Raw genomic sequence first — 25,898 nt, 5'->3', positions numbered from 1 at the left:
GCGACTAAACGAGCGCCCGCACCCGATCGACCTCGTCGGCCAGCAGGCCCTTGGGAACGTCCTCGAAGGTCGTCACCGCGATGTCTCCGTCCTTGGCGTCCCACACCCCGGCGACGCGCCCCTCGTACACCACGACCGGCGAGATCCAGCCGCCCGACCGGCTGACCTCGCGGCGACGCTCCTCCGGGATGAGGTACGTCGCGCTCGTTCCCGCGCCCAGCACGTACTGGTCGAACCCGCCCAGCAGCCGCACCGAACGGCTCGGCTCGGCGCCCGCAAGCTCGTCGAGGTCCTCGGACCGGACGTACATCGGCACGCCCTCGACCTCGACGGTCGCCAGCTCGTCCTCGACGGCGGCGAACCACGCCTTGACGTCCTTCCTGCGGTTGGTCTTGCGCATCAGCCAGTTGTCGAACATGTCCATCGTCGCGGGCCCGTGCGCGCCCAGGAACGCGCGGACGACCACGCGCGCGGCCTCGTCCACCTCAGGCATGCGCCACGCGGGATCGAGCGCGGTGAAGGTCACCCGGTTGCCCTGTGACGGCCCGAAGCAGAGAACGCCCCACCAGGCCAGCGGCTTCAGCAGCGTTCCCCAGCCCGAGCCGAGCACCTCGGCCAGGTGGTCCGAGCCGGTCTCCTCCACGACGGCCTTGGTGAGCTCCTCGCGGGTCAGCACCGCTCCCCCGGCCAGGGCCGTACGGGTCGCGCCCGCGATCGCCTCCAGGTCGGCCGGGGTCGCGCCGAAGTTGCGCTGCCAGATGGGCTTCTCCCAGTTGCGGACCAGCGCGCACAACGTCAGGTAGGCGCCGAGCTCGTCCGCCGGGAGGTGGTGCAGCGTGCCGCGCATCGCCCACGTCTTGACCAGTGAACGTTCCTCCAGCGAGCGCGGGACGTCGCCCGCGGGCTCGGCCTGCCGCAGCGCCACCGCGAGCTCCGCCGCCGACGCGACCTGAGCCTGTACGCCCGCCAGCCGCCGCGCGATCTCGACCGCGCCGGCATCGACGGATGTCTCGACGAACTGCCGGCGCGTGCGCCAGCCCAGCACCTGTGCCCACGTCAGCGACCGCATGATCCGATTACATCGCGAACGGGCACGTCAGTGCAGCCGCGCCGACAGTTCGGCGAAGGCCGCGTGCACGTCGTCCGGCGTCAGCACGGTCAGGTCCGCCGGGGTCGCCGCCGCGCCCAGCTGCGCCGCCCGCATCGCGCGCGACGCGCACGCCTTCTCGTACAGGGAACGGGCGAACCGGCCGTTGCCCATCTCGTCGATCCGGCCGAGCCCGACGACGCGCTGGAAGGCCATCGCCAGGTCGTCCAGCGCGCTCTCCTCCCACCGGTCGCCCTCCTGCTCGGCGAGCAGCTGCGCGATCTGCAGCAGCTCGTCCGGCCCGTACGAGGGGAACGCGACGCGCGCGTCGAAGCGGGACGCCAGGCCGGGGTTGGAGGACAGGAAGCGGTCCATGTCGCCCTCGTAGCCGGCCAGGACCACCACGAGCCGGTCCCGGTCGTCCTCGGCGCGCTTCAGCAGCGTCTGGACGGCCTCCGCGCCGAACGCGTCGCCGCCGGTGTAACCGGGGTTGGTCAGCGCGTACGCCTCGTCCACGAACAGCACGCCGCCGAGCGCGGAGTCGATGACCTTGTTGGTCTTGAGCGCGGTCGCGCCCAGGTGCTCGCCCACCAGGTCGGCCCGTTGCGCCTCGACCACCGCGGGCCGCGCGAGCAGCCCGAGCGCCGAGAAGATGCCGCCGAGCACGCGCGCCACGGTCGTCTTGCCGGTGCCGGGCGGGCCGGTGAAGACGAAGTGCCGGGTCGGCGGGCGCGTGGCCAGGCCCTGCTCGGCCCGCATCTGCGCGACCTGCAGCTGCGCGGCGATCTCGCGGACCTGCCGCTTGACCGCCGACAGGCCGATCATCGCGTCCAGGCCGCTGAGCGCCTCGTCGATCGTCGGCGTCTCGGCGTAGCCGCGGTAGCGCTCGGTCAGCTCGGCGAACGCGCTCTCGACGTCCTCGGCCCGCAGCGTGACCAGTTCGTCGGCGGTCGGCTTGGCGTGCGCCGCGCCCTCCATCACCCGCACGTCGCGGGCGCGCGCCGCCGCCTCGGTCAGCGACCGGACGAACCGGCCGTTGCCGAGCTCGTCGACGATGCCGCGCCGCCGCACCTCCTCGAAGCGCGTGGTGAGCAGCCGCCGCGCGTCGTCGTCGAGCCGGTCGTCGCGCAGGCCGGTGTGGTACTCGGCGATGCGCAGCAGCTCGGCCGGGCTGTAGGACGGGAAGTGCACGCGCGTGCCGAAGCGGGAGGCCAGGCCCGGGTTGGAGTCCAGGAACTCGGTCATCTGCGCCTCGTAGCCCGCCAGGATGATGACCAGGTTGTCGCGGTCGTCCTCGGCGCGCTTCAGCAGCGTCTGGACGGCCTCGTTCCCGAACCGGTCCGGCTGGCCCTCGCCCGCGTTGACCAGCCCGTACGCCTCGTCCACGAACAGCACGCCGCCGAGCGCGGAGTCGACGAGCTGGTTGGTCTTGATGGCGGTCGCGCCGAGGAACTCGCCGACCAGGTCGGCGCGGTGCGCCTCGACGACGGCCGGCGAGGGCAGCAGCCCGAACGCGTAGAAGATCTTGGCGAGGACGCGGGCGACGGTGGTCTTGCCGGTGCCGGACGGGCCGACGAACACGAAGTGCCGCATCGGCTTCTCGGTCGGGACCCCGGCGGCGGCCCGCAGGTGCGCGGCCTCTATCGAGGCGGCGATCGACCTGACCTGCCGCTTCACCGGCTCCAGCCCGATCATCTCGGTGAGTTCGGCGAGCGCGTCGGCGACCGAGATCTCCGGCGGCTCGTCGGCGGTGCCCAGCTCCTCGTCGTCGAAGTCGCCGGGCCCGCCCGCGTCCCTCGCCTGCGCAGCGGCACGCTGGTCGTAGGCCGCCTGCGTGGAGACGGGCACGCCTTCATCCGCCCCGGAACCCGACCCGGAGCCGGAGCCCGATCCCGAGCGCCTGTCCGAGGAGCCGCCTCGCTTGTCGGACGAGCCGCGCTTGTCGGACGCGGACGGCCCGCCTCGCTTGTCCGACGCCCCGCCCCGCTTGTCGGAGGATCCACCGCGTTTGTCCGAGCGCCGGTCGGAACGGGGCTTCCCGGGAACCGTCATCCCGTCACCCTTCTGGTTGGACTGCTCCTGGACCCAGCCGGTGTCGTAGGCCTCGGCGGGCACCGCGCGCCGGGCCTGGTCCCAGCGGTAGCCGAGAACGGCCAGCGCGGCGATCCAGGCGGGCGCGACGTTCAGCATCGGCAGCACGTGCGCGAGCGCCGCCGTCGCCAACCCGGCCGCGCCGAGCGCGAGGATCGCGGTGCGCCACGGCGCGTACCCGCGCAACCGCAGCGCCACGAACGCGACCGGCAGGGCGAGCAGCGCCAGCAGCAACGCCGGGTTCAGGTAGGGCGGGCCGTCCTCGTGACCGGGGAACAGATGCCCCAGCGGCACCGACAACACCATCCAGCCGACGAGGACCGACACCACCGCCATCCCCGACGGCGACCGCAGGATCAGGTGCACGACGATCAGCAGGATCAGCGCGAACACGGCGACGCTGAGCACCGGTGCGTTCCACAGCACGGCGAGCGCGACCACCAGGACCAGCAGCAGCACGCCGCCGAGGAAGCGCAGCCCCGGCTGGATCTGGAAGTACCGCATCCGGAGGCGCTCGAAAAGATCCCGCGTCGCGGTGCCCACCGCCGAGCGGGAGCGGGATCTCCAGAACTGAGCCATCACAGGTGAGTAAAGCGCAGGACTCGCCCGAACGGGACTCCTCGCATGTGGTTCGTTGACTCCTGCCGTAAGTGTCGCGCGTCGGCCCCCGGCGGAACCAGGGACATTTGTACTGCCCAAGAGCGGATTTGCGGCTCTGCCGAAGCGGTTCCGCCCGTTCGTAACGTCTCACATGTGACAAACGAAAGCGGACACGACACGGAGCTCGGCACGACCGCGGTGAGCCTCCGCGAGGTCACCAAGAGCTACCCCGGCAAGGGCGGAACCGGCGTCCGGGCTGTTGACGGCCTGACGCTCGATCTGGCGTGCGGCCGGACGGTGGCACTGCTCGGCCCGAACGGCGCGGGCAAGTCGACCGCCATCGGCCTCATGCTCGGCCTGATCCCGCCCGACTCCGGCCGCGTCGCGGTGTTCGGCGAGACGCCGGAGCGGGCCGTGCGCAGCGGGCGCATCGGCGCGATGCCGCAGACCGGGCGCCTCATCCCCGGCGTGACCGTGCGCGAGCTCGTGACGTTCGTCCACCGCACCTACACCGGCAAGGGCCGGCCGGTACCGCCGGCCGGCGAGCTGATGGAGACCGCGATGATCGCCGACCTGGCCGGGCGGCGCGCGGACCGGCTGTCGGGCGGGCAGGCGCAGCGGGTCAGGTTCGCGATCGCGGTGGCGGGCGCGCCCGACCTGATCGTGCTGGACGAGCCGACGACCGGGCTGGACATCGAGGCGCGGCGCGAGCTGTGGGCCGCCATCCGCGCGTACGCCGGGCGCGGCAGCACGGTGCTGTTCTCGACCCATTACCTGGAGGAGGCCGACGCCGAGGCCGACCGGATCGTGGTCGTGGACCGCGGCAAGGTGATCGCCGACGGGACGGGCGAGGACATCAAGCGCCGCGTTCCCGGCCGTACGGTCAGCGTCGACTTCACCGGCTCGTTCACCGACCTGGACGCGCTCCCGCACGTGGTCAGCAGCGAGGTCCGCGGCACCCGCGCCCACCTGCACACCACCGACTCCGACGCGACCGTGATGGCGCTCGCGCAGGCGGGCCTGCTGCGGAACCTGGAGGTGAAGGGCGCCGGCCTGGAGGAGGCGTTCCTCACCCTCACCGGCTCGTCCAAAGCCACCACGACCACCCCCACGGGAGCGACCCGATGATGATCCTGCACTACGTGCGGCTGGAGATGATCCGGATCCTGCGCGACCCCGGCTACCTGGTGATGAGCCTGATCAGCCCGCTGACCATGTACCTGGTCTTCACCAACCTCGACCTGACCGGGCAGGGCGACGACGCGGGCCTGTACTCGATGGTCGGGATGGCGGCGTTCGGCGCGGTCGGCGCGGTGATGACCAACGGCGTGGCGATCTCCGAGGACAAGCCGCTCGGCTGGATCCGGCAGCTGCGCCTCCTGCCGATGCGCCCGGTCGACGTCGTGCTGGGCCGGACGCTGTGCGCGATGGCGGTCGCGCTGCCGCCGATCGTCGCGGTGTGCCTGGCGGGCGGGCTGGTGAACGGGGTGTCGCTGCCGGCGGGCCGGTGGGCGGCGGTGTTCGCGCTCCTGTGGCTGGGCATCGCGCCGATGGCCGTGCTCGCGACCGGCTTCGGCTACCTGCTCACCGCGCAGAAGGCGCAGATGGCGGGCCTGGTCTGCTACATGGGCCTGTCGCTGCTCGGCGGCCTGTGGTTCCCGATCTCCAAGTTCCCCGGCTGGCTGGCGCACGTCGCTACCGCGACCCCGATCAACCGGTACGGGCAGCTGTCCTGGCGGGTGATCGACGGCAGCGCCCCGGCGCCCGCGGCGGTGCTGGTCCTGGCCGCCTGGGCGGCGGCGTTCACCGCCTTCGCGGTCTACGCCTACCGCCGTTCCACCCGTACGGCCTAGCCATGGTGACGGAGGCATACGCTGACGTGCGTGAACAGAACGATCAGCCGGTGAGGCGACGCGTGCGGCCGCCGGTGGACGGCGTGCGGCCGCTGGTGGAGAGCATGAAGGGGAACGGCGTTCCCCGGCGCCCGAACGTCGATCTGGAGCGGATCGACCGGAGCGGCCCGCACTCGGGGGCCCTGTGCTTCTGGACGTTCCTGCTGCTCATACCGCTCGCCCAGAACCACGGCCGCTACCCGGTCTGGGTGGCCGTCCCGCCCCTGGTGGTGATCGCGGTGCTCTACTGCGCGACGGTGATCACCTCGTTCGACGCCCGCGTCCCGCTGCGCGTGGCGATCGGCCTGTTCCTGGCGATGGGCGCGGCGGTCGTGGCCTTCACCGTCGGGTTCCGCGGCGGGTACGCGATCTTCCCGCTGCTCGGGCTCGCCTCCGGGGTGGTGTCCGGGCATGTCGGCGCCCGCGTCGACGGCCCAGACTTCCCCCTGCTCGCGCTCGTCGGCACCCCGACCGTCCTGTCGGTCCTGGTCCCGCTCCTGAACGGCGAGGAGGGCAGCAGCGTCTTCGGCTACGCCTCGGGAACCGCGACCGCCGCCCTGGTGACCTCGATCGTGATCCGGCTGTTCGGCGTGATCGGGATGCTCAGGGAGGCGCGCGAGGAGCTGGCCGAGGCCGCCGTGGAGCAGGAACGCCTGCGCTTCTCCCGCGACCTGCACGACCTCCTCGGCCACACCCTGTCGATCATGGTGGTGAAGTCCCAGGCCGTACGGCTGATCGCCGAACGCGACCCCAAGGTGGCCGCCGAGCAGGCCGCCGACATCGAGAACATCGGCCGCGAGGCGCTCGGCGAGGTCCGCCTGGCCGTGACCGGCTACCGGGGCCGGGGCCTGCCGGGCGAGCTGGACGCGGCCCGCACCGCGCTCGCCGACGCCGGGATCGAGGTCTCGGTCCGCCGCGACAACCTCGCGCTCCTGCCCGGCCCGGACGCCGCCCTCGGCTGGGCGGTCCGCGAGGGCGTCACCAACGTGATCAGGCACAGCGGCGCCGCGCACTGCGAGATCACCCTGCGCCGCGCCGACGACGAGATCGTGCTGGAGGTCCGCGACGACGGCACGGGCGGGCCGCCGGACGTGCCCGGCGGGCTGTCGATCGGCCCTGGCGGGCACGGTCTGAACGGCCTCAAGGAGCGGATGGCGGCCGCGGGCGGCACGGTCACCGCCGCGCCCTCCCCCGCCGGAGGCTTCACCCTGCGCGTGAGCGTCCCGGCCGAGCCGCCAGAATAGGGCCGGGAGGAATCACGTTGATCAAAGTTCTGCTCGCCGAGGACCAGGGCATGATGCGCGGCGCCCTCGCGCTCCTGCTCGGCCTCGAGGAGGACGTCGAGGTCGTCGCCCAGGTGGCGAGCGGCGCCGAGGTCCTGGCGACGGCCCTGGAGACCCGGCCCGACGTCGCCGTCCTGGACATCGAGATGCCCGGCCGCAGCGGCCTGGACGTCGCCGCCGACCTGCGCCGCGACCTCCCCGTCTGCAAGGTCCTGATCGTCACCACGTTCGGCCGCCCCGGCTACCTGCGCCGCGCGATGGAGGCCGGGGCGAGCGGCTTCCTGGTCAAGGACGGGCCCATCGAGGAGCTCGTCGGCGCCATCCGCCGCGTTCTGGCGGGCGAGCAGGTCGTCGACCCCACCCTCGCCACCGCCGCGCTCTCGGTCGGCCCGAACCCGCTCACCGAGCGCGAACGCGACGTGCTCGCGGCGGCGGCCGACGGCGCCACGGTCGCCGACATCGCGACCACCCTGCACCTGTCGGAGAGCACCGTCCGCAACTACCTGTCCGCCGCGATCGGCAAGACCGGCGCCCGCAACCGCATCGAGGCCGTCGGCACCGCCCGCCAGAACGGCTGGCTCTGACGGGCCCGGCGCGGTGGGATCCGAGGTGGGACCCGAGGTGGGATCACGGAGTCCAGTGAATGGTGATCGTGATGGTGTTCTTCTCGCCCTGAAGCGTGAGCGTCGCGTCACCGGTGGTCGGGGCGTCCGGGTCCTGTGTCACGGTGACCTCCGACTGGCTGTCGGCGGCCACCGACCCGCTCGCCGGCGCGCTGACCGGACCCGAAGTGGACGACGTCCACTTCACCGGGCCGCCCGTGGCCCTGATGGAGAACGAGTGGCTGCCCCAGTGGCCCGGCCCGAGATCGACCCCGTAGTGCTGGGTTTCCAGCGTGCCGTAGACGGGCTCCCCGGTGGGCTTGCCCGGGGTGGTCGGCGTGGAGCGGGTGGGACGCGGGCTGCTGGAGGTCGGCGTGGGCGAGCTGGACGTCCCGGCGGGACGGGAGGACTTCGACGACGTGGGACGCGCCGAGGGATCGCTGCCGTCCGCCGGGACCGACGGGACGTCGCCGGGCTGGCCGGCGCTCGCCTTGGACATCGGCTGGTGCTGGTCCTGGGTGCGGATGCCCAGCGGGATCCCGATCGCGAGCAACGCGATGATCACTGCGGCGCCGAGGATGACGGCGCGCTTGCGGGCGCCGCTCCTCGGGCGGGGCGCCTGGGTGTCGCCGGCCGGATCGCGGGGCGAGGTCAGGTCGGGCGGAGGTCCGGCGGAATGCGCGGCCGCGGCCCTCGGCCGGGCCGCCACCGCGGACGCCGCACCCGCCGCCGCGGCGCGGGAGCCGGTGGGATCGACGGCGGCGCGGGCGTTGCGGGCCTCGCGCGCGTCACGGAGGGACGGAGAGGTCTCGGAGGCTGAGGCGTGCCCGGCGGCCTGGGCGGCGGTGGCGGCGGGCTCGGCGCGGGTACGGCCCGCGTCGCCGGCGGCGGCCTTGCCCGCGTTGAGCATGCTCAGGGCGTTCTCGGTACGGGCCGGCGCCGGTCCCTGGCCCAGCAGGACGAGCAGGAGCTCCTGGGAGGTGGGCCGGTCGGCCGGGTCCTTGGCCAGGCAGGCCGCCGCGGCCTCGCGGAGCGTTCCGGAGAGATCGCCCAGCTCGGGATCGCGGTGCAGGATGCGGGCGACCACGGCCGGGATGGTGTCCTGGCCGAACGGCGGCGTGCCGTTGGCCGCGAAGACCAGCGTGGCGGCGAACGCGAAGACGTCCATGGCCGGGTCGGCGGCCCTGCCGTCCAGCTGCTCGGGCGACATGTAGGAGGGCGTGCCGACCGGCTGCCCGCCGGTCTGGGTGGCGGTGACGTCCAGCGCGCGGGCGATGCCGAAGTCGATCACCCGGGGGCCGTCGGGGCCGATCAGGACGTTGGCGGGCTTGAAGTCGCGGTGCACGATGCCGGCCCGGTGGATCGCTGTCAGCGCCGTCGCCATGCCGATCGCCAGGCGCTCCAGGTCGGCGCCCGTGATCGGCCCCTGCTCGGAGACCAGATGGCGCAGGGAGGGGCCCGGGACGTACTCGCTGACCACGTACGGCTGATCGTCGTCGACGTTCACGTCGAGGATCTGGGCGGTGCAGAAGCGGGCGACCTGCTGGGCCGCCCCTGCCTCGCGCACGAACCGCGACTTGACCTCGGCGTCCTCGGTCAGGCCCGGGTGCAGCAGCTTGATCGCGACCGGTGTGCCCTCGGGCGTCCGGCCCAGGTAGACGACCCCCTGGCCGCCGACGCCAAGGCGCCCCTCGACCTCGTACTCCCCCAGCCGGCGTGGATCCGTCGGCCGCAGAGCCTCCATCTCTTCCCCTCACCCCGTGTGCGTGCCCGCCTACCGTGCAGCGCGCCTACCGTACAACCCGGCCCAACCGCAGGTAGGACACATTTCCGGCACGAAGCCGCACGTTACCGTGCAAGCGTTCACTGACATAGTGGGCGCCATGCGGATGCTGCGTACCCCTGATGACCGTTTCGCCGACCTGCCCGACTTCCCCTTCGAGCCCCGGTACGCCGAGATCCCCGACCAGGTCGGGGGGACTTTGCGGATGGCCTATGTCGAGGCCGGACCGGCCGACGGGCCGGTGGTCCTGTGCCTCCACGGCGAGCCGAGTTGGTCGTTTCTGTACCGGCATGTGATCCGTGTCATGGCGGCCGAGGGACTGCGGGTGATCGCTCCCGATCTCGTCGGTTTTGGACGTTCCGACAAGCCCACGGAGATCAACGATCATTCGTACGCGCGGCACATCGAGTGGACGCGGTCGCTCGTCTTCGACGCCCTTGATCTTCGGGACGTGACGCTCGTCGGGCAGGACTGGGGCGGGTTGATCGGGCTGCGGCTGGCGGTGGCGCATCCCGGACGGTTCGCGCGGATCGTGGCGGCCAACACGGGGCTGCCGACCGGGGACTTCCCGATGCCCGAGACCTGGATGCGGTTCCGCCAGGCCGTTCGTACGTCCCCGGAGTTCGACGTCGCGCGCGGGATCCAGTCCGGTTGCCGCACCGAGCTGCCGGAGGCGGTCCGGGCCGCCTACGACGCGCCGTTCCCCGACGAGTCGTTCAAGGCGGGGCCGCGCGCCATGCCCGGCCTGGTGCCCGCCGAGCCCGACGACCCGGAGGCCCAGCCCAACCGGGACGCCTGGGACGTCCTGCGCGGCTGGGACAAGCCGTTCCTGGTGGCCTTCAGCGACCAGGACCCGATCACCGGCCCGATGGCGCCGCTGTTCCTCCAGCTCGTACCGGGCGCCGCGTCCCTGCCGCAGGCCGGGCTCGCGCACCCTACGATCGAGGGCGCGGGGCACTTCCTCCAGGAGGACGAGGGGGAACGCCTCGGCCGCGAGATCGTCACTTTCGTCCGGGGGACTCCTTGACCGACACGACCGATGACGCCCTTCCGGGGTTCGAGGCGGCCGCGCGGCGCAGGCCGCCCAAGGCGGCCGGGTACGAGATCGAGCGGCACCTGTGCGAGACCGGCGCGGTGCCGGTCGCGGGGCGGATCGCCGGGGTGGACGAGGTCGGGCGCGGCGCCTGGGCGGGCCCGGTCGTGGTCTGCGCGGCCGTCACGGACCTGAGCGAGCCGCCGGAGCTGCCGGGGCGCGGGAAGAAGACGGTCAAGCTGACCGACTCCAAGCTGCTCACCGCCGCGCACCGCGAGGCGTTCGCCGAGGTGCTGCCGGACTGGCTGATCGCGCACGCGATCGGAGCGGCCGGCCCCGAGGAGATCGACGAGGTCGGCATGACCGAGGCGCTGCGGCGCGCGGCCGTCCGCGCGTTGGAAGGGCTACCGCAGCGGCCCGACATGGTCATCCTCGACGGCGACAAGGACTTCCTGAAGCGGCGCTGGCCCGTGCGGTGCGAGATCAAGGCCGACCAGCGTTCGGTGACGGTCGCGGCGGCGTCGGTGCTGGCCAAGGTCCACCGCGACCGGCTGATGGCCGAGCTCGGACGCGAGCACCCGGCGTACGGGTTCGGCGAGAGCGCGGGCTACCCGTCACCCGTTCATCAGGAGGCGCTGAAGGCGCACGGGCCGACGCCGCGCCACCGGATGTCCTGGTCGTATCTCGACGATCTCCCCCAGTGGCGGCATCTCAAGCGGCATCGCGACCCGTTGGCCGGAGAAGGCCAGCTCAGCCTGCTTTAAAGACAGGCGAACCAGTCCTTTGAGTCAATCCGGTCGTCCGGGGTAAATCGCCGGTGAAGACGGGAGGACGAGGTCATGGACGCTGTCGTACGCAAACTGCTGCACGAGGCCGGTACCACCTTCGCCGAAGAGGCCGGGTTCCCGTTGAAGGATCAACCGGCGACGCTCTTCAAGCTGCTGGTCATGACCAATCTGCTGAGCACCCGCATCTCCTCGGAGATCGCCCTTGACGCCGCCAAGGAGCTGTTCGCGGCGGGCGGGGGGACGCCGCGCGGCATGGCCAAGCTGACCTGGCAGGAACGCGTCGACGCCCTCGGCCGCGGCCACTATGTGCGGTACGACGAGAGCACCGCGGAACGGCTCGGCGACATGGCCGAACAGGTCCAGGACCGCTACGGCGGCGACCTGCGGCGCCTCGCCATGGAGGCCGAACGCGACACCCAGCGCGTCGCCAAGCTCCTCAAGGAGTTCCCCGGCATCGGCCCGACCGGCGTGGACATCTTCTGCCGCGAGGCGCAGGCCATCTGGCCGTGGCTGCGCCCCTACTTCGACGCGCTCTGCCAGAAGGGCGCCGAACGGCTCGGCCTGCCGACCGAGCCGGACGCGCTCGCCGGGCTGGTCACCGACAAGGACCTGGCCCGCTTCGCCGCCGCCCTCGTCCGCGTCGCGCGCGACAAGAAGCTCGCCGATGAGATCGGCAAGGGCGGCCACCGCTGACGGCCCGCGCTCGTACTTCTTCCGTCTTCTTACATCACAGCCGTATGAGGACCTCGTCGACGGGCTTGCGGGTGATGTCGGGCACCATCGCGTCGTCGGCCGGATAGCCGACCGGGATCACCACGTAGGCCCGTTCCTCCTGCGGGCGCTCGCACACCTCGTTCAGGAACTTCATGGGGCTCGGGGTGTGCGTCAGCGTGGCCAGCCCGGCCTGGTGCAGCGCGGCCAGCAGGAACCCGACCGCGATCCCGACCGATTCCTTGACGTAGTAAGGCCGCGGCGTGTGCGGGCCCTTGTGCACCTCGAACACCACGATGACGGCGGGCGCCTCCTCCAGGAACGGCTTGCGCCAGTCGGTGCCGATCGGCGCCAGCGCCGCCAGCCATTCCGGGGAGGCGCGCCGTTCGTAGAACTCGCGTTCGGCGACCTCGGCGGCCTCGCGCAGCCGCCGCTTGCGGTCGGGGTCGGTGATGACCACGAACCGCCACGGCTGGATGTTGGCCCCGCTCGGCGCCGTGGCCGCCGCCCGGACCGCGTCCTCGATCACGCCGTCCGGGATCGTCCGCCCGGCGAAGTCACGGACCGTCCGCCGCAGGTTCATCGTGTCGGCGAAGGCCTCCACGCGCCTGGTCGCCTCGTCGTGCGGCACGTCGAAGCGCGGCGCGGGGACGACCGGGTACTCCGGTGAGCTGCTCATAGATCATTTCCTACCGCGCCCGGCCTCCCCCGACAACCAGCGTCGGCTCGGCCCGTGCCGCGTCGCCCCGGCCGTGCCGCAGGAGGCTCAGCCCTTGCCGCGGGAGGCGACCCACTCCAGGTTCCAGTTGTAGGCCTGGTCGACGCTCATCTTGCCCCAGCGCGGCCGGCCGGGCGGCGGCAGCACATAGCGGCCCTCGCGGTGCACGACCAGCTCGCCGCCGACGTTCTCGATCAGCGCGAGCACGACGTCGCGGGAGGCGTCCACGCAGTCGTCGGTGCGCATCTCGATCGGCGGCGCCCCGATCGGGTACAGCGTGGCGACCGCGTCCAGCCCGCGGAAGTCGTCGGCGCCGTCGTAGATCTCGGCGAACACCAGGATCCGCTTGAACTTGTCGGTGAAGTCCAGGTTGATCGTCATGTTCTCGCCGGACTCGACCGCGCCCGTGCGGTCGTCCTTGTCCAGCTGGATGAACGGGGGCCGGTCGAGGGCGCCCATGTCGCCCACCGCGTGGATGATGCCCTTGCGCCCGTCCTGCAGCTCCCACAGGCAGCACAGGTCAAGGTCGAGGTCGTAGCCGCGGCGGCGCTTGCCGAACATCCCCTTGGCCACGCCCTCCCGGGCCTGCCAGTTGAGGTTCACCCGCATGTGCCCGGACGTCGCGCCCTGCTTGGTCAGCGACACCGACGGCGAGTTCTTGGTCAGCGAGATCTTCCCGCCCGCGGGCGCCGGCTGCGCGGGTTGCGCTGGCGCGGCGGGCGGCGGGGGCGGCTGGTACTGACCGCCGGGCGGCGGAGGCGGCTGGAACTGACCCCCGGGCGGAGGCGGCTGGAACTGACCCCCGGGCGGAGGCGGCGGCGCGTACTGCCCTCCAGGCGGCGGGGGCGGCGGCTGGTACTGGCCTCCCGGCGGTGGCGGAGGCGGCATGTACTGGCCCCCGGGCGGCGGAGGCGGCGGCGCGAACTGGCCGGGCGCGGGCGGCGCGGGCGGCGCGGCCTGGGCAGGCGCCGGAGGCTGAACGGGCTGCGCAGGCTGAGCGGGCGGCGGCGGGGGTGCGGCCTCGCCCGGGTCGTCGACCGTGATGCCGAAGTCGGTGGCCAGACCCGCCAGACCCGAGTCGTAGCCCTGCCCGACGGCCCGGAACTTCCAGGCGCCCTGCCTGCGGTAGAGCTCGCCCAGCACGAACGCGGTCTCGGTGGTCGCGCCCGGGCTGTCGAAGCGGGCGACCTCGCTGCCGCCGGCCGCGTCCAGGACGCGCACGTACAGGCCCTGGAACTGGCCGAACGTGCCGCCGTCCGACGAGGCCGCGATCACGATCTTGTCGATGCCGGGCTCGACCCGGCCGAGGTCGACCGCGAGCACGTCCGTCACGGTCGCGCCGCGCTGCTTGCCCTCGTGGCGCACCGAACCGGAGCCGTGAGCGGGCTGGTTGTAGAAGACGAAGTCATCGTCCGAGCGCACCTTGCCCATGTCGGTGAGCAGGAGGGCCGAGGCATCGGCGTCGGGCACCCCCATGCCGCTCTGCCAGCCAAGCTCGACCCGTACCGACGGAACCGGCACCGGCGTGTTGGCGCCCTTCTGCATCGACATCTCCGCACCTCTTCCTCGTCCAACGTCCCCAACCTACTCTGACCTCCATGCGTGAACGGACGTACGACGTCGCAGCGTTCCTGGCCCGGCTCGGGGTCGGGGTCGTCTTCATCGCCCACGGCTGGCAGAAGCTCGAGGCGGGCATCACCGCCACGGGCCGCAGCTTCGACGACATGGGCGTTCCGGCGCCCACCTTCTCGGCCGCCTATGCCGCGTTCGCCGAGCTCCTGGGCGGTGCGGCCCTGATCGCCGGGATCGGCCTCCCCGTTGCGGGAACGCTCCTTTTCCTCGATATGGCGGGCGCGCTGGTCTTCGTGCACGCCGACAACGGCCTGTTCCTGGTGGACGGGACCAAGGTCAAGAACGGCTACGAGCTGGTCCTGGTCCTCGGCCTGGCGAGCCTGGTGTTCGCCCTGGGCGGCGGCGGCCGCCTGACCCTGGACACCTGGCTGTCCGGCCGCCGGCGCCGCGGCGACCGCGACCGCGATGACTTCTTCGAACCCGGGGAACAGACGGTCATCGAGGCGATCCAGGCCGCCGAACGTGCCGAGACCGTCCCGGTGTCCCCCGCCCCCGAACTCCCCGCCGCTCCCAAGAAGGCGCCGGCCGCCCCGCCGCCCCCGCCCCGTTCGGCACCCGAGGGCCGTACGGTCGCGGAGGCCGCGACCGCCACCGAGCCCCGGACGGCGGCGGAGATCCTCGACGACGACAAGCTGGTCGCGGGCCGCCGCCGCAAGCGCCGTTCCCCCTCCTCCACGACCCAGCCGATCAAGCGCGACCACGGCGGGAAGCCCGAGAAGGACGACTCCTCACAGTGATCCTCCGAGACGGCCGGCCGGCCGTCAGTGGTGGAATCCCGGCTGGGCGGGCGCGCCTGTGGAGCCTGTGCTGAGCCGCTTGAGACACCGTTCGATGTCGTCGGCGAGCAGCGAGATCTCGTCGCGGCCGATGCCGTGCCGGACCAGCACCCGCTGGATCGTGGTGTCGTCCCGGTCGGGCGGCAGCGGGTACGCGGGGACCTGCCAGCCGCGCGTGCGCAGCTGCTCGGTCAGGTCGTACAGCGTGAACGCGGCGCCCTCGCGCAGCGTGTAGGAGATCGCGGGCAGCGCGCCCTGCCCGTCGTAGAGCAGCTCGAACGGGCCCATGTCCGCGATGCGCCCGGCCAGGTACTGCGCGGAGTCCGCGCAGGCCTGCTGCACCTTGGTGTAGCCCTCGCGGCCGAGCCGTACGAACTGGAAGTACTGGGCGATGATCTCGCCGCCGGGCCGGGAGAAGTTGAGCGCGAACGTCGGCATGTCGCCGCCGAGGTAGTTCACCCGGAAGATCAGGTCCTCGGGCAGCAGGTCGGCCGTCCGCCACACCACCCAGCCCACGCCGAGCGGCGCGAGCCCGTACTTGTGCCCGGAGGCGTTGATGGACGCGACACGTGGCAGCCGAAAGTCCCAGACCAGGTTCTGGTGGAGGAACGGGGCGATGAAGCCGCCGCTGGCCGCGTCCACGTGGATCGGAACGTCCAGGCCCGTGGTTGCCTGGATGGCGTCCAGTTCCTTGGAGAGCTCCTCGACCGGCTCGTAGTCGCAGGTGAAGGTGACGCCGAGGATCGCGACCACGCCGATGGTGTTCTCGTCCACGTACTCGCGCAGCTGGTGCGGCCGCAGCCCGGTCGCGCCCTTCTCCAGCGGCACCTGCCGCAGTTCCACGTCGAAGTAGCGGGCGAACTTCTCCCAGCAGATCTGGACGGGACCGCAGACGAGGTTCGGCCGGTCGGCGGGCTTGCCCTCGGCCTGCCGCCGCTGCCGCCACCGCCACTTGAGCGCGAGCCCGCCGAGCATGGCGGCCTCGCTGGACCCGGTGGTGGAGCAGCCCATCGTGCCGGTGTCGGCGGGCGCGTTCCACAGGTCGGCGAGGATGTGCACGCAGCGCGACTCGATCTCGGCGGTCTGCGGGTACTCGTCCTTGTCGATCATGTTCTTGTCGAGGCACTCGGCCATCAGCAGCCGGACCTCCTCGCTGCTCCAGGTGGTGCAGAACGTGGCGAGGTTCTGGGCCGCGTTCCCGTCCAGCAGCAGCTCGTTGTGGATCACCTCGTACGCGGCGCGGGAGTCCGAGTGCTCGTCGGGCATCCGCCGCTTCGGCAGGACGTTCTCGCTCAGCGCGGACGTGTAGAGATCGCCGGCGCCGGCCGCGTCCTTGCCCGAGACCTGATGCAGTGGCATGCCGACGAACTACCCCGGGCGGTTCGCGCCGAATGCGGTCGTTGCCATTCGTTTGCCCGAGCCGATGGAAAAACGGCCTGATCAGGGGATACGCGCCGTCCAGTTCCGGTCGTCGAACTTCTCCGCGGCCAGCTTGGCGGCCCGGGTCAGCTCACCCTCGGTGAGCCGGTCGCCGGTCAGGCCGTAGCGGGCGCGGAAGTGGGCGATCATCCGCTCGATGATCTCCTCGCGGGGCAGCCCGGTCTGGCTGCGCAGCGGGTCCACGCGCTTGTTGGCGCTGGCGATCCCCTTGTCCGAGATCTTCTCCCGGCCGATCCGCAGGACCTGGGTCATCTTGTCGGCGTCGATGTCGTACGCCATGGTCACGTGGTGCAGCACGGCGCCGGAGGCCAGGCGCTTCTGCGCGGCCCCGGCGATCTTGCCCTTGGCGGAGGCGATGTCGTTCAGCGGCTGGTACCAGGCCTTGATGCCGAGGTCGCCGAGCGCGCCCAGCACCCAGTCGTCGAGGTAGGCGTAGCTCTCGGCGAACGACATGCCGGCGACCAGCGACGCGGGCGCGTACAGCGAGTAGGTGATGGTGTTGCCGGGCTCGACGAACATCGCGCCGCCGCCGCTGATCCGGCGCACGACCGTGACGTCGTGGCGGGCGGCCTGCTCGGCGTCCACCTCGTTCCGGAGCGACTGGAAGCTGCCGATGATCACCGAGTTGGACGCCCACTCCCAGACCCGCAGCGTCGGCGGGCGGCGGCCCGCGCCGACCTCCTCGGCGAGGACCTGGTCCAGCGCCATGTGGAGGGCGGGCTCCTGCGGCGCCTCGTGGATCAGCCGCCAGTCGTGGTCGCGCCAGTCCGAGGCGCTGGTCAAGGCGCGGCGTACGGCGATGGCCACGGCCTCGGCGGACAGGCCCAGCATGACCGTGCCCTCGGGCAGCGCGGCGGTGATCCGCGCCGTGATGTCGCGCGCCTCGGCGGCGGCCGGAGCGCCCTCGACGGCGCGGTTGATGGCGTCCAGCGCGTCGTCGGGCTCCAGGAAGAAGTCCCCGCTCACCCCGACGTCGCGCAGCAGGCCGTCCTGCACGTCGAGATCCACCGCGACGAGCTTGCCGCCGGGAGCCTTGTATTCACCGTGATGTTCACCGTGTGCCACGTCCACCCCAACCGCGTTGAGATCAGCCGGATTCCCCCAGATAGTGTGGGCGCCTCATGCTGACATCCGCCTCTTCCATCGTGTCCCGCCTGCGGGCGGCCGGTTGCGTGTTCGCCGAGGAAGAGGCCGACCTGCTGATCGGCGCCGCCTCGGCCTCGAAAGAGCTGGACGCCATGGTCGAGCGGCGGGCCGCGGGCGAGCCGCTGGAGTACGTCCTCGGGTGGGCGGAGTTCTGCGGGCTGCGCGTCGCGGTGGCGCCGGGTGTCTTCGTCCCGCGCCGCCGTACGGAGTTCCTGGTCCGGCAGGCCGCGGGCTTGGCGGTCGAACGGCCCGTGGTGGTGGACCTGTGCTGCGGAACGGGCGCGCTGGGGCTCGCACTGGCCTCGATGGTGGAGGTCGCCGAGCTGCACGCCGCCGACGTCGATCCGGCGGCCGTGGCGTGCGCGCGCCGCAACGTCGCCGACAGCGCCGCTGACGGCCACGTCTATGAGGGTGATCTTTATGAGGCGCTGCCGCCGTCGCTGATGGGCCGCGTGGACGTGCTGCTGTGCAACGTTCCGTACGTGCCGACCGGTGACGTGGAGCTGCTGCCGTCCGAGGCGCGTGACCATGAGCACCGGGTGGCGCTCGACGGCGGCGCCGACGGGCTGGACGTGCTGCGCCGCGTGACCGGGGCGGCGCCGCTGTGGCTGGCGCCCGGCGGCCACCTGCTCTTCGAGACCAGCGAACGCCAGGTGCCGTCCGCGATCGAGGCCGTCGAACGATCGGGCCTGAACGCGCGGGTGGCAGAGGACGACGAGATGGGCGCCACGGTCGTGATCGGCACCCGCCCTTCCGCTTAGCCCAGCGTCGGGGGCTTTCCCGGGAGCTCGGTCGGCTCGGGGGTGCGCAGGCCGTCCAGGATCACCTGGAGGTTGCGGTCCCACTGGCGTTCCCCGGCACGCAGGCCGAGCGTGTGGTCGCCGGTCGAGACCGAGATCATCAGGAACGCCACGTCCTCCCAGGCGATGTCGCGCCGCATCACGCCGGCCGCCTGGGCGCGTTCGACGAGCGCCTGGATGCGGTCGCGGAGCTCGGCGCGCGAGTGGTCGAGCACGTTCCCGAGGGCCTTGTTGACGTCGCAGAGCTCGTTCCGCAGGCGCGTGTAGCTGGCGGCGAACGTGCCGAAGCCCGCCCAGGGGTCGGGGTCGGCCAGCCCGCGGTCGCCGATGCCGATGATCTCGGCGAGCACCTCGTTCAGGACGGCCTTGAGCAGCTCCTCCAGCGAGCCGACCCGGCGGTAGAACGTGCCCACGCCGACCCCCGCGCGCCGGGCGATCTCGTGCGCGGTGATCTCCCCGCCCTCTTGGGCGGCCTCGCGGGCGGCGGCGACCAGCCGTTCCACGTTGCGCCGCGCGTCGGCGCGCGGCAGGCGGCCGGAACCGTCGTCCAGCAGGCTGTCCACGGCGGTCGGAGCGGGCGGCGCGGGCGGCGCGGGCGGGGTCGGGGACGGGCTCATGCGGCCAGGCTAGCAAAAGCGGACGCGACCAGTCCGATTTAAGTGGACAGATCGCGTCCGCTTCCGTTAGCGTGACTCGAACCGGACGCGAGTTGTCCGGTTAGCTTCCCTGAATCGCGAGGTCCCCCATGTCCGCAATGAAGATCACGGCGCTGGCCGCCGGGTTCGTGATGGCGAGCCTGGACGCCACCGTGATGCAGGTCGCCGGCGCCACCATCCAGAAGGACCTGCACGCCTCGCTGTCCCAGCTGACCTGGGCGGTCGACGGCTACGTGCTGACGTTCGCGGCCCTGCTCATGCTCGCGGGCGGCCTCGGCGACCGGATCGGCACCCGGCGCGTCTACCTGTGGGGCATGGCGATCTTCGTGGTCGCCTCGCTGGCCTCCGCGCTCGCGCCGACCGTCGAGGCCCTGATCGGCGCGCGGCTCCTGCAGGGCGCCGGGGCGGCGCTGTTCATGCCGAGCAGCCTCGCGCTCCTGGTGCGTGCCTTCCCCGACGCCCGTGAACGCACCAAGGTCCTCGGCATCTGGTCGGCGATCGTGTCCTCGTCCATGGCGCTCGGCCCGACGGTCGGCGGCGTCATGGTCGGCGCGTTCGGCTGGCCCAGCATCTTCCTGATCAACCTGCCGGTCGGCGTCGCCGGGATGCTCCTCACCCGCCGCCACATCGCCGCCACCGCCCCGGGCACCAAGCCGCTCGCGGCACCCGGCCACGGCGCGGTCATCGTCATCCTGGCCGGGCTGAGCTTCGCGCTGATCGAGGGCCCGCAGCTCGGCTGGACCGCCGTCCCGGTCGTCGCGTCGGTCGCCGCCGCGCTGGTGGCCGCCGCGCTGCTCGTCGCCCGTGAACGCCGTACCGCCAACCCCGTCTTGCCGTGGGCGCTGTTCCGCCGCCCGAGCTTCACCGGCTCCAACGCGGTCGGTTTCCTCTTCAACGCCGCGTTCTACGGCGCGCTGTTCATGGTCGGCCTGTACGTGCAGCACGCCCGCGGCGCGAGCCCGCTGCAGGCCGGGCTGGAGATCCTGCCGCTGACGCTGTTCATCCCGATCAGCAACATCGTCTTCGCCCGCGTCTCCGGCCGCCTCCCGGCGGGCCCGCTGCTGGCCGTGTCGCTCCTGGTGGCCGGGGCCGCGTCGCTCTTCCTGGCCGCACTGTCGCCGTCCACCCCGTACTGGATGCTGGCCGCCGGCCTCGCCCTGACCAGCATCGCGGGCGGCATCATCTCCCCCGCCATGACGGCCGCCATGGTGAACGCCGCCGGCACCGAGCACGCAGGCGTCGCCGGGTCGGTCCTGAACGCCAACCGCCAGGTCGGCTCGCTCGTCGGCATCGCGTCGATGGGCGTCGTCCTCGCCGTCACGCCGAGCTGGGGCACCGGGGCGACCGTCTCGTTCCTCCTGGTCGGCGCCGCCTACCTGGCCGGTGCGCTGATCGCCTGGCGCCTCATCCGCGACCGCGCCGCCAAGCCCGCCACCGTCCCCACCCGCACTCACGCGCACGCGGCCTGAGCACTCAGTCAGAGCAGTCAGAAGTCGGACAGGAGAAAGACCAATGACGATCCGCGTTGGAATCATCGGCGCCAGCCCCGACCGCGGCTGGGCCGCCCGCGCCCACATCCCCGCTCTGCGGGCGCTCGACGCGTTCGAGATCACGGCCGTCGGCACGAGCCGTACCGAGAGCGCCCAGAAGGCCGCGCGCCTCTTCGACGTCCCGCACGCGTTCACCGACCCGGGCGAGCTGGCCGCGCACCCCGACGTCGACCTCGTCGTCATCACGGTGAAGGTCCCGGCGCACGACACGCTCGTGCGCGCAGCGCTGGACGCGGGCAAGCACGTCTTCTCCGAGTGGCCGCTGACCCGTACGACGGCTGAGGCCGAGGCTCTGGTCGCGCTGTCGAAGAACGTGCGGAACTTCGTCGGCTTGCAGGCCCGCTACGCCCCCGCCGTCGCCCACGCCCGCGAGCTGATCGCGAACGGCGACATCGGCCGGGTGACCTCCGTGAACGTCTACGCGGCCCTGACCAAGGGCGCCGGGACGAGCCTGCCGGGCTGGACCACGTACACCCTGGACAAGGACAACGGCGCCGGGACTCTGGAGGTCGCTGGCGGCCACCACCTGGACGCCGTCGAGTTCATGACCTCGCCGATCGCCGAGGTGTCGGCCCGGCTGTCGATCCAGCGCCCGTCCTACACGGTCGAGGAGACGGGCGAGCAGATCACCGTCACCAGCCCCGACCAGGTCGCCCTCACCGGCGCGCTCTCCTCCGGCGCCGTTCTGTCGGCGCACGTGCACTACGCCAAGACGACCGACCCGCAGACCCGCATCGAGATCTCCGGCACCGAGGGCGACCTCACGATCGTCTCCTCGGGACCGGGCGCGGCGATGGGCCTGCAGCTCGGTGAGCTGCGGCTGCTGGGCGGCGGGCTCGCGGACGGCACGCGTACGGAGATCGCCATCCCCGAGCGCCATCTGTGGGTCCCGGAGGGCGCCGAGGCCACGGAGGTCGCCAACGTCGCGCGCTTCTACCGCCACCTGGGCGACGACATCGAGCAGGGCGTGCACTCCGTGCCCGACTTCGAGGCCGGCGTCCGCGTCCACCGCGTCCTGGACGCCGTGCGCGAGTCCGCCGCCACCGGCACCCGCCGCCCCGTCCAGGGCTCTTAGCCGGTCAGCCGAGGCCGAGCGGCTCAGCCGAGGCCGAGCAGCTCGGCGGCGGTGCCGCCCAGCACGCGATCCCGTACCTCGCCGGGCCGGGTCACCCGTTCCACGGTGGCGCGGGCGAGGACGGGATCGCCGTACGGGGCGTCCGAGCCGAACAGGGTCCGGTCGGGGATCTCCTGGATCGCCAGCCGGACCGAGAAGACGATGTTCGCGGTCGACAGCTCCAGGTACATGCTGGGCGTGTCCCGTACGAGCTCGATGGCCCGCATCCAGTTGAGGCCGCCCAGCTGGCTGACGACCAGCGGCGCCCGCGGGTACCGGCGCGACAGCTCGGCGAGGGTGTTCAGGTCGTCCGCGGTCGTGGGCGCGAAGCCGTGCACGACAACGGGCAGCCGGTGATCGGCGGCCGCGCGCAGCACCGGCTCGATCAGGCCCGCGCCGCCGGGCGGCGGCGTCAGCTCCCCGATCCCGTGCATGCCCCGGGCGACGACCTCGCGTTCGACCAGGCCCTCGACGTCGTCGGCGTCCAGGGGAACGGACAGGAACCCGATGAAGCGATCGTTCTCCAGCGCGGCGTCCAGCTCCCGCCACGCGTCCTCATATCCCCTGGCCCGTCCGCTGAGGGCGGCGTCCAGCGCCGCCATCTCCTTGCGCAGCGATTCCAGGTCGGTCGCCCGTTCGGGATGCGGCCGCGTGCCGAACAGCACCGCGCGGTCCACGCCCGCCTCGTCCAGCAGCGCCAGGTGCGCCTCGACCGGGTCGTGCACGTGGGCGTGCGCATCGATGATCAACGTTCTCCCCCTCCGGGAATGTCTCCTGTCCCGCCAGGGTTGCCGGTTGACATCGTTGGAAGGTCAAGACGTTCAGGCTGGAGAGACCCGCATGCTGATCGGTGAACTGTCGCGCCGCACCGGGGTCAGCGAGCGCCTGCTCCGCTACTACGAGGGCGCGGAGCTGATCAGCTCCCGGCGCAGGCCGAACGGCTACCGCGACTATGACGACGACGCCGTGGAGACCGTACGGCGCGTTCGGGGGCTGCTCGCGGCGGGCCTGACCACCAAGACGATCAAGCACGTCCTGCCGTGCGCCTCGCCCGAGGGCCTGAGCGCGTGCCCGGGTGTGGTGAACAGCCTGCGCGACCGCCTCCGCACCCTCGATCAGCGCGCCGACGAACTGGCGGAGGCACGCGGGCTCCTCCGCCAGACCATCGCGACTCTCACCGAGTCAGACGCGACTCTCACCGGGTCAGACGCGTCGCTCACCGGACCCGACGCGACTCTCACTCAGCCCAGGGCGGAGTGAACGGCTCCTCGCCGGCCACGTAAGCCCGGGCCCCGACCGGCAGCACGCACACCAGCTCCAGCGGCTCGTCCCCCGGGTTGGCGAGCTTGAACGGCGTGTGCGCAGGCACGACCAGCGCGTCCCCGGCACCCAAGGCCAGCACTTCACCCTCGATCGTGACGCGGCCCGCCCCCGCCAACGCGACGAAGATCTCCTCGCGTTCGACCGAGTGCTCGTGACCGGCCGCGCCCGGCGCGATGGTGGCGCGCCAGGCGCAGGTCTCCTTCGCGCCCCGGCTCGGCGAGGCGAGCCCGACGCAGGTGGCCTGCGGCGCGTTGAACGTCGGAGCCGCGGCTCCAGAAATGATCGGCATGCCGGACCTCACTTCGCGGGATCGGGAACGAACGACTGACCGTTCATGAACGCCATCGCGCCCACCGGCAGCGAGACGACCGCCTCGAACGGCTCCTCATGCGGGTTGGCCATGCTGAACATCACGCCCGCCGGAACGACGATCGCGTCGCCCACCGCGACCTGATGCTCGACGCCGTCCAGCGAGGCGACGGCCGCCCCGCGCACCACGACGAGCACCTCCTCGTGGTCGAACGAGTGCGGCGCTCCCGCGCCCCCCGGGTGGACCCGCGTCTTCCACACGCAGGTCTCCTTGGAGCCGCGGCTCGGCGAGGCGAGCCCGGTGAACGTGGCGTTCGGCATGTCGAAGGTCGGGGCGGTGGATCCTAGGATGATCGGCACGAGAACTTCCTCTCTCGAAGTTGTACAAGCACAGTTGTACAACTGAGGTAGAAGAATAGTCAACCCCGGAGGCGGCATGGATCACGACATCGACTTCGGCATCCTGCTCGGACTCGCCTACCAGCAGTTCGTCGGCGAGCTGCACGAGCACCTGGACGCCGCGGGCTTCACGGGCCTGCGGTCCGCGTTCGGCTACGCGTTCAAGGTGCTCGCCCGGAACGACCTGACGATCGGCCGGCTCGCCGAGCACCTCGACATGACCCACCAGGGCGCCGCCAAGCTGGTCGACGAGATGGTGAACGCCGGTTACGCCGAACGCCGCCCCGACCCCGCCGACGGCCGGGTCAAGCGCGTCGTCCTCACCGACCAGGCCCGCGCCCTCATGGCCTCCGGCAGCCAGTTCCACAACGCGTTCGAGGCCGACCTGGCAACCGAGATCGGCCCCGAGGCCGCCGCCGCCCTCCGCAAGGCCCTGATCACCATCGTCGAACGAGCCGACTCCCCCGACGGCCTCACCCGAACGCTCCGCCCCCTGGCCTGAATCACATAGCAATCGCTAGCAATTGCTAACCTATTCCCATGGAGCAAGACCGGATCGCCGCCGCCCTCCGCAAGATCAGCGCAGGCTTCGCCGAACTGGCCGACGCGATCACCGCCGACCCCGCCGAACGCCCCGAGGACGCCCGCTACCGCGCGGTCATCTCCGAATGGGGCGACCGGGGCCTCACGCGATCGGAGGCCAGCGCCCTGTTCCGCAAGCACGGCTTCTCCCCCCAGGTCGCCGGCGGCTGGGCCCGCGGCGACTGGCTGGAGGTCCGCGACGACGGCCGCCGCTACCTCACCGACCGTTCACGCACCTGGCTGGAGTCGACCGATGACTGAGTTCAGCGTCCGCCTCGAAGTCCGCATCTACGAGATCGACCCGCAACTGCACCTGGGCGGCGCCTCGTACATCCAGTACGCCGACCAGAGCCGCTACGCCTGCCTGCGCGCGGCCGGCGTCGACGTCGACGACCTGCTCACCCACAACCTCGGCCCGGTCAACCTGGAGACCTCGATCAAGTACCTCAGCGAGCTCCGCGGCGGCGACCAGGTGGACGTCTCCTGCCGCTGGGAGTGGGGCACCGGCAAGACCTACCGCGTACTCCACGAGCTCCGCCACGCCGACGGCCGCCTGGCCGCCGAGGTAGCCCACACCAGCGGCCTCCTGGACCTCAAGGCCCGCCGCCTGGTCGCCTCCCCCGCCACCGAATGGCGATCCCGAGCGACCCACCCCGACCTCCTGGGAATGTGACCCCCGAGACACTCCGAACCGGAATGCCACCCCGCTCCCCGACGCTCTACTGATCAAGAAAAACGTGAAGGGAGCAAGGCCATGGCCATCCTCATTGCCTACGACGGGTCCGAAGACGCCAAGACCGCCATCGAGTTCGCGGCCAAGCATCTGACGCCGGAGCCCACGGTGATCCTCAGCGTCTGGGAGCCCCTGTTCGTCCAACTGGCCAAGGGCGCCATCGGCCTGAGCGTGCTCCCCTCCGACGTCGAGGGCGAAGCCCAGTCCTACGCCGAGTCCGCCGCCAAGGAGGGCGCCGAGCTCGCCAAGGCCGCCGGCTTCTCCGAGGTCACCTACCGCTCCGTGGCCGACAAGCAGTCCATCTGGGCCACCATCGTCGAGACCGCCGAAGAGATCGACGCCTCCGTCATCGTCACCGGCTCCCGAGGCCTGGCCGGCATCCGCTCCGTCCTCCTGGGCAGCGTCTCCAACCACGTCCTCCACCACGCCCACCGCCCCACCCTCGTAGTACCCCCCGCCAAGTAACCCCCGGGAAAAACGTGGTGCGCCGACCTCCTCGGCGCACCGTTCTCGTCAGGGTGATTCGGGTTTGGGGCGGTTGAGGACTTCTACGTAGACGATGCGTTCGTTGACGACGTCCAGGAGGAGCATGCCGGTGGACGGGGAGAGGGCGATGGTGCGGTGGCCGGGGCCGTACTTCTGGCCGGGCGGCCGGGGCGCGGAGTAGAAGCTCTGGCAGACGTCGTCGCCGCAGCCGCATTCGGCCACCAGACGGAGGTCGTGGGCGGCGATGGCGAGACCGGGTTCGCCCTCTTCCTCGAGGAGGGTGACGAGTTCGGCGACCAGGTCAGGGAAGAGTTCGCGAACGAGCGGGGGCTCCGGCTCCATCCGCGCACCCTAGCCCTCGGCC

At 72.0% G+C, this 25,898-nt stretch carries 28 protein-coding genes; 16 read left to right on the top strand and 12 right to left on the bottom strand.

The annotated features are described in order from the left end of the window. Positions 1-4 precede the first annotated feature (4 nt). Both J4573_RS32010 and J4573_RS32005 read right to left on the bottom strand, forming a co-directional pair. A complete protein-coding gene (locus J4573_RS32010) occupies positions 5-1,069 on the bottom strand; it encodes a winged helix DNA-binding domain-containing protein (protein ID WP_208259659.1) in 1,065 nt (354 codons plus the stop codon). 27 nt (positions 1,070-1,096) lie between these two features. Continuing rightward, positions 1,097-3,757 carry an AAA family ATPase gene (locus J4573_RS32005; RefSeq protein WP_243773892.1) on the bottom strand — a complete coding sequence of 887 codons (2,661 nt, stop codon included), beginning with the start codon at positions 3,755-3,757 and terminating at the stop codon, positions 1,097-1,099. 174 nt (positions 3,758-3,931) lie between these two features. On the opposite strand from J4573_RS32005, the gene J4573_RS32000 reads away from it, so the two are divergent. Genes J4573_RS32000 through J4573_RS31985 form a run of 4 tightly spaced genes read left to right on the top strand, consistent with a single transcriptional unit; the run spans position 3,932 to position 7,537 of the window. Next, the gene (locus J4573_RS32000; protein WP_307797055.1) at positions 3,932-4,906 is read left to right on the top strand and encodes an ABC transporter ATP-binding protein; all 975 of its coding nucleotides are present in this window, start codon (positions 3,932-3,934) and stop codon (positions 4,904-4,906) included. Further along, complete coding sequence (locus tag J4573_RS31995; RefSeq protein WP_208259657.1) at positions 4,903-5,631, top strand: ABC transporter permease; 729 nt, start codon at positions 4,903-4,905, stop codon at positions 5,629-5,631. The genes J4573_RS32000 and J4573_RS31995 overlap by 4 nt, the downstream gene beginning before the upstream one ends. A gap of 50 nt (positions 5,632-5,681) precedes the next feature. Next, positions 5,682-6,914, top strand: coding sequence for a sensor histidine kinase (locus J4573_RS56300; RefSeq protein ID WP_208259656.1), 1,233 nt, complete (start codon positions 5,682-5,684; stop codon positions 6,912-6,914). Positions 6,915-6,931: 17 nt separating this feature from the next. Beyond that, on the top strand, positions 6,932-7,537 hold the full coding sequence (locus tag J4573_RS31985; RefSeq protein ID WP_208259655.1) for a response regulator transcription factor: 606 nt from the start codon (positions 6,932-6,934) through the stop codon (positions 7,535-7,537). 43 nt (positions 7,538-7,580) lie between these two features. On the opposite strand, the gene J4573_RS31980 is transcribed toward J4573_RS31985, so the two are convergent. Then, complete coding sequence (locus tag J4573_RS31980) at positions 7,581-9,299, bottom strand: serine/threonine-protein kinase (protein ID WP_208259654.1); 1,719 nt, start codon at positions 9,297-9,299, stop codon at positions 7,581-7,583. A 139-nt stretch (positions 9,300-9,438) separates the two neighbouring features. Between J4573_RS31980 and J4573_RS31975 the strand changes: the two genes are divergently transcribed. The 3 genes from J4573_RS31975 (at position 9,439) to J4573_RS31965 (ending at position 11,852) form a co-directional block, all read left to right on the top strand. Continuing rightward, entirely contained in the window at positions 9,439-10,365 is a 927-nt protein-coding gene (locus J4573_RS31975) for a haloalkane dehalogenase (RefSeq protein ID WP_208259653.1), read from the top strand. Then, positions 10,362-11,135, top strand: coding sequence for a ribonuclease HII (gene rnhB, locus J4573_RS31970; RefSeq protein WP_372442925.1), 774 nt, complete (start codon positions 10,362-10,364; stop codon positions 11,133-11,135). The genes J4573_RS31975 and rnhB overlap by 4 nt, the downstream gene beginning before the upstream one ends. A gap of 75 nt (positions 11,136-11,210) precedes the next feature. Then, positions 11,211-11,852 (top strand): HhH-GDP family DNA glycosylase, encoded by a 642-nt coding sequence (locus J4573_RS31965; RefSeq protein WP_208259652.1) that lies wholly within the window; start codon positions 11,211-11,213, stop codon positions 11,850-11,852. Between the two features lie 34 nt (positions 11,853-11,886). Here the strand turns inward: J4573_RS31965 and J4573_RS31960 are convergent, their stop codons facing one another. After that, positions 11,887-12,549: a nitroreductase family protein gene (locus tag J4573_RS31960; protein ID WP_208259651.1), complete on the bottom strand. Its 663-nt coding sequence runs from the start codon at positions 12,547-12,549 to the stop codon at positions 11,887-11,889. Positions 12,550-12,636: 87 nt separating this feature from the next. Continuing rightward, positions 12,637-14,139 (bottom strand): TerD family protein, encoded by a 1,503-nt coding sequence (locus J4573_RS31955; protein WP_208259650.1) that lies wholly within the window; start codon positions 14,137-14,139, stop codon positions 12,637-12,639. 47 nt (positions 14,140-14,186) lie between these two features. On the opposite strand from J4573_RS31955, the gene J4573_RS55520 reads away from it, so the two are divergent. Continuing rightward, positions 14,187-14,957 (top strand): DoxX family protein, encoded by a 771-nt coding sequence (locus J4573_RS55520; protein WP_208259649.1) that lies wholly within the window; start codon positions 14,187-14,189, stop codon positions 14,955-14,957. 24 nt (positions 14,958-14,981) lie between these two features. Here J4573_RS55520 and gad read toward each other — a convergent pair whose 3' ends face one another. Both gad and lplAB read right to left on the bottom strand, forming a co-directional pair. After that, positions 14,982-16,355: a glutamate decarboxylase gene (gad, locus tag J4573_RS31945; protein ID WP_208259648.1), complete on the bottom strand. Its 1,374-nt coding sequence runs from the start codon at positions 16,353-16,355 to the stop codon at positions 14,982-14,984. 81 nt (positions 16,356-16,436) lie between these two features. Then, positions 16,437-17,501, bottom strand: a complete 1,065-nt coding sequence (gene lplAB / locus J4573_RS31940) for a lipoate-protein ligase LplAB (protein WP_208259647.1) — start codon at positions 17,499-17,501, stop codon at positions 16,437-16,439. A gap of 56 nt (positions 17,502-17,557) precedes the next feature. Between lplAB and J4573_RS31935 the strand changes: the two genes are divergently transcribed. After that, positions 17,558-18,343, top strand: a complete 786-nt coding sequence (locus J4573_RS31935) for a putative protein N(5)-glutamine methyltransferase (RefSeq protein ID WP_208259646.1) — start codon at positions 17,558-17,560, stop codon at positions 18,341-18,343. On the opposite strand, the gene J4573_RS31930 is transcribed toward J4573_RS31935, so the two are convergent. After that, positions 18,340-18,999, bottom strand: coding sequence for a TetR/AcrR family transcriptional regulator (locus J4573_RS31930; RefSeq protein WP_208259645.1), 660 nt, complete (start codon positions 18,997-18,999; stop codon positions 18,340-18,342). The two genes, J4573_RS31935 and J4573_RS31930, sit on opposite strands and share 4 nt — an antisense overlap. A 128-nt stretch (positions 19,000-19,127) precedes the next feature. Here J4573_RS31930 and J4573_RS31925 point away from each other — a divergent pair, with 128 nt between their 5' ends. Next, on the top strand, positions 19,128-20,507 hold the full coding sequence (locus tag J4573_RS31925; protein ID WP_208259644.1) for an MFS transporter: 1,380 nt from the start codon (positions 19,128-19,130) through the stop codon (positions 20,505-20,507). Between the two features lie 43 nt (positions 20,508-20,550). Further along, positions 20,551-21,663: a Gfo/Idh/MocA family protein gene (locus J4573_RS31920; RefSeq protein ID WP_208259643.1), complete on the top strand. Its 1,113-nt coding sequence runs from the start codon at positions 20,551-20,553 to the stop codon at positions 21,661-21,663. A 23-nt stretch (positions 21,664-21,686) separates the two neighbouring features. Here J4573_RS31920 and J4573_RS31915 read toward each other — a convergent pair whose 3' ends face one another. Then, positions 21,687-22,451: an amidohydrolase family protein gene (locus tag J4573_RS31915; RefSeq protein WP_208259642.1), complete on the bottom strand. Its 765-nt coding sequence runs from the start codon at positions 22,449-22,451 to the stop codon at positions 21,687-21,689. Positions 22,452-22,542: 91 nt separating this feature from the next. Here J4573_RS31915 and J4573_RS31910 point away from each other — a divergent pair, with 91 nt between their 5' ends. After that, positions 22,543-22,962, top strand: a complete 420-nt coding sequence (locus tag J4573_RS31910; protein ID WP_208259641.1) for a MerR family transcriptional regulator — start codon at positions 22,543-22,545, stop codon at positions 22,960-22,962. Here J4573_RS31910 and J4573_RS31905 read toward each other — a convergent pair. Both J4573_RS31905 and J4573_RS31900 read right to left on the bottom strand, forming a co-directional pair. Then, positions 22,940-23,314 carry a cupin domain-containing protein gene (locus J4573_RS31905; RefSeq protein ID WP_208259640.1) on the bottom strand — a complete coding sequence of 125 codons (375 nt, stop codon included), beginning with the start codon at positions 23,312-23,314 and terminating at the stop codon, positions 22,940-22,942. The genes J4573_RS31910 and J4573_RS31905 overlap by 23 nt on opposite strands. Positions 23,315-23,322: 8 nt before the next feature. Continuing rightward, entirely contained in the window at positions 23,323-23,694 is a 372-nt protein-coding gene (locus J4573_RS31900; protein WP_208259639.1) for a cupin domain-containing protein, read from the bottom strand. Positions 23,695-23,770: 76 nt separating this feature from the next. Here J4573_RS31900 and J4573_RS31895 point away from each other — a divergent pair, with 76 nt between their 5' ends. From J4573_RS31895 to J4573_RS31880, 4 genes are all read left to right on the top strand, one after another. Next, positions 23,771-24,235 (top strand): MarR family winged helix-turn-helix transcriptional regulator, encoded by a 465-nt coding sequence (locus tag J4573_RS31895; protein WP_208259638.1) that lies wholly within the window; start codon positions 23,771-23,773, stop codon positions 24,233-24,235. A gap of 38 nt (positions 24,236-24,273) precedes the next feature. After that, the gene (locus J4573_RS31890) at positions 24,274-24,576 is read left to right on the top strand and encodes a hypothetical protein (RefSeq protein ID WP_208259637.1); all 303 of its coding nucleotides are present in this window, start codon (positions 24,274-24,276) and stop codon (positions 24,574-24,576) included. Continuing rightward, on the top strand, positions 24,569-24,988 hold the full coding sequence (locus J4573_RS31885) for an acyl-CoA thioesterase (protein WP_208259636.1): 420 nt from the start codon (positions 24,569-24,571) through the stop codon (positions 24,986-24,988). The genes J4573_RS31890 and J4573_RS31885 overlap by 8 nt, the downstream gene beginning before the upstream one ends. A gap of 81 nt (positions 24,989-25,069) precedes the next feature. Further along, the gene (locus J4573_RS31880) at positions 25,070-25,513 is read left to right on the top strand and encodes a universal stress protein (protein WP_208259635.1); all 444 of its coding nucleotides are present in this window, start codon (positions 25,070-25,072) and stop codon (positions 25,511-25,513) included. Positions 25,514-25,561: 48 nt separating this feature from the next. On the opposite strand, the gene J4573_RS31875 is transcribed toward J4573_RS31880, so the two are convergent. After that, on the bottom strand, positions 25,562-25,876 hold the full coding sequence (locus J4573_RS31875; protein WP_208259634.1) for a hypothetical protein: 315 nt from the start codon (positions 25,874-25,876) through the stop codon (positions 25,562-25,564). Positions 25,877-25,898 lie beyond the last annotated feature (22 nt).

It is taken from the genome of Actinomadura barringtoniae, from assembly GCF_017573505.1.
Classification (GTDB): domain Bacteria; phylum Actinomycetota; class Actinomycetes; order Streptosporangiales; family Streptosporangiaceae; genus Spirillospora; species Spirillospora barringtoniae.
This window is presented reverse-complemented; position numbering and strand designations above follow the sequence as displayed.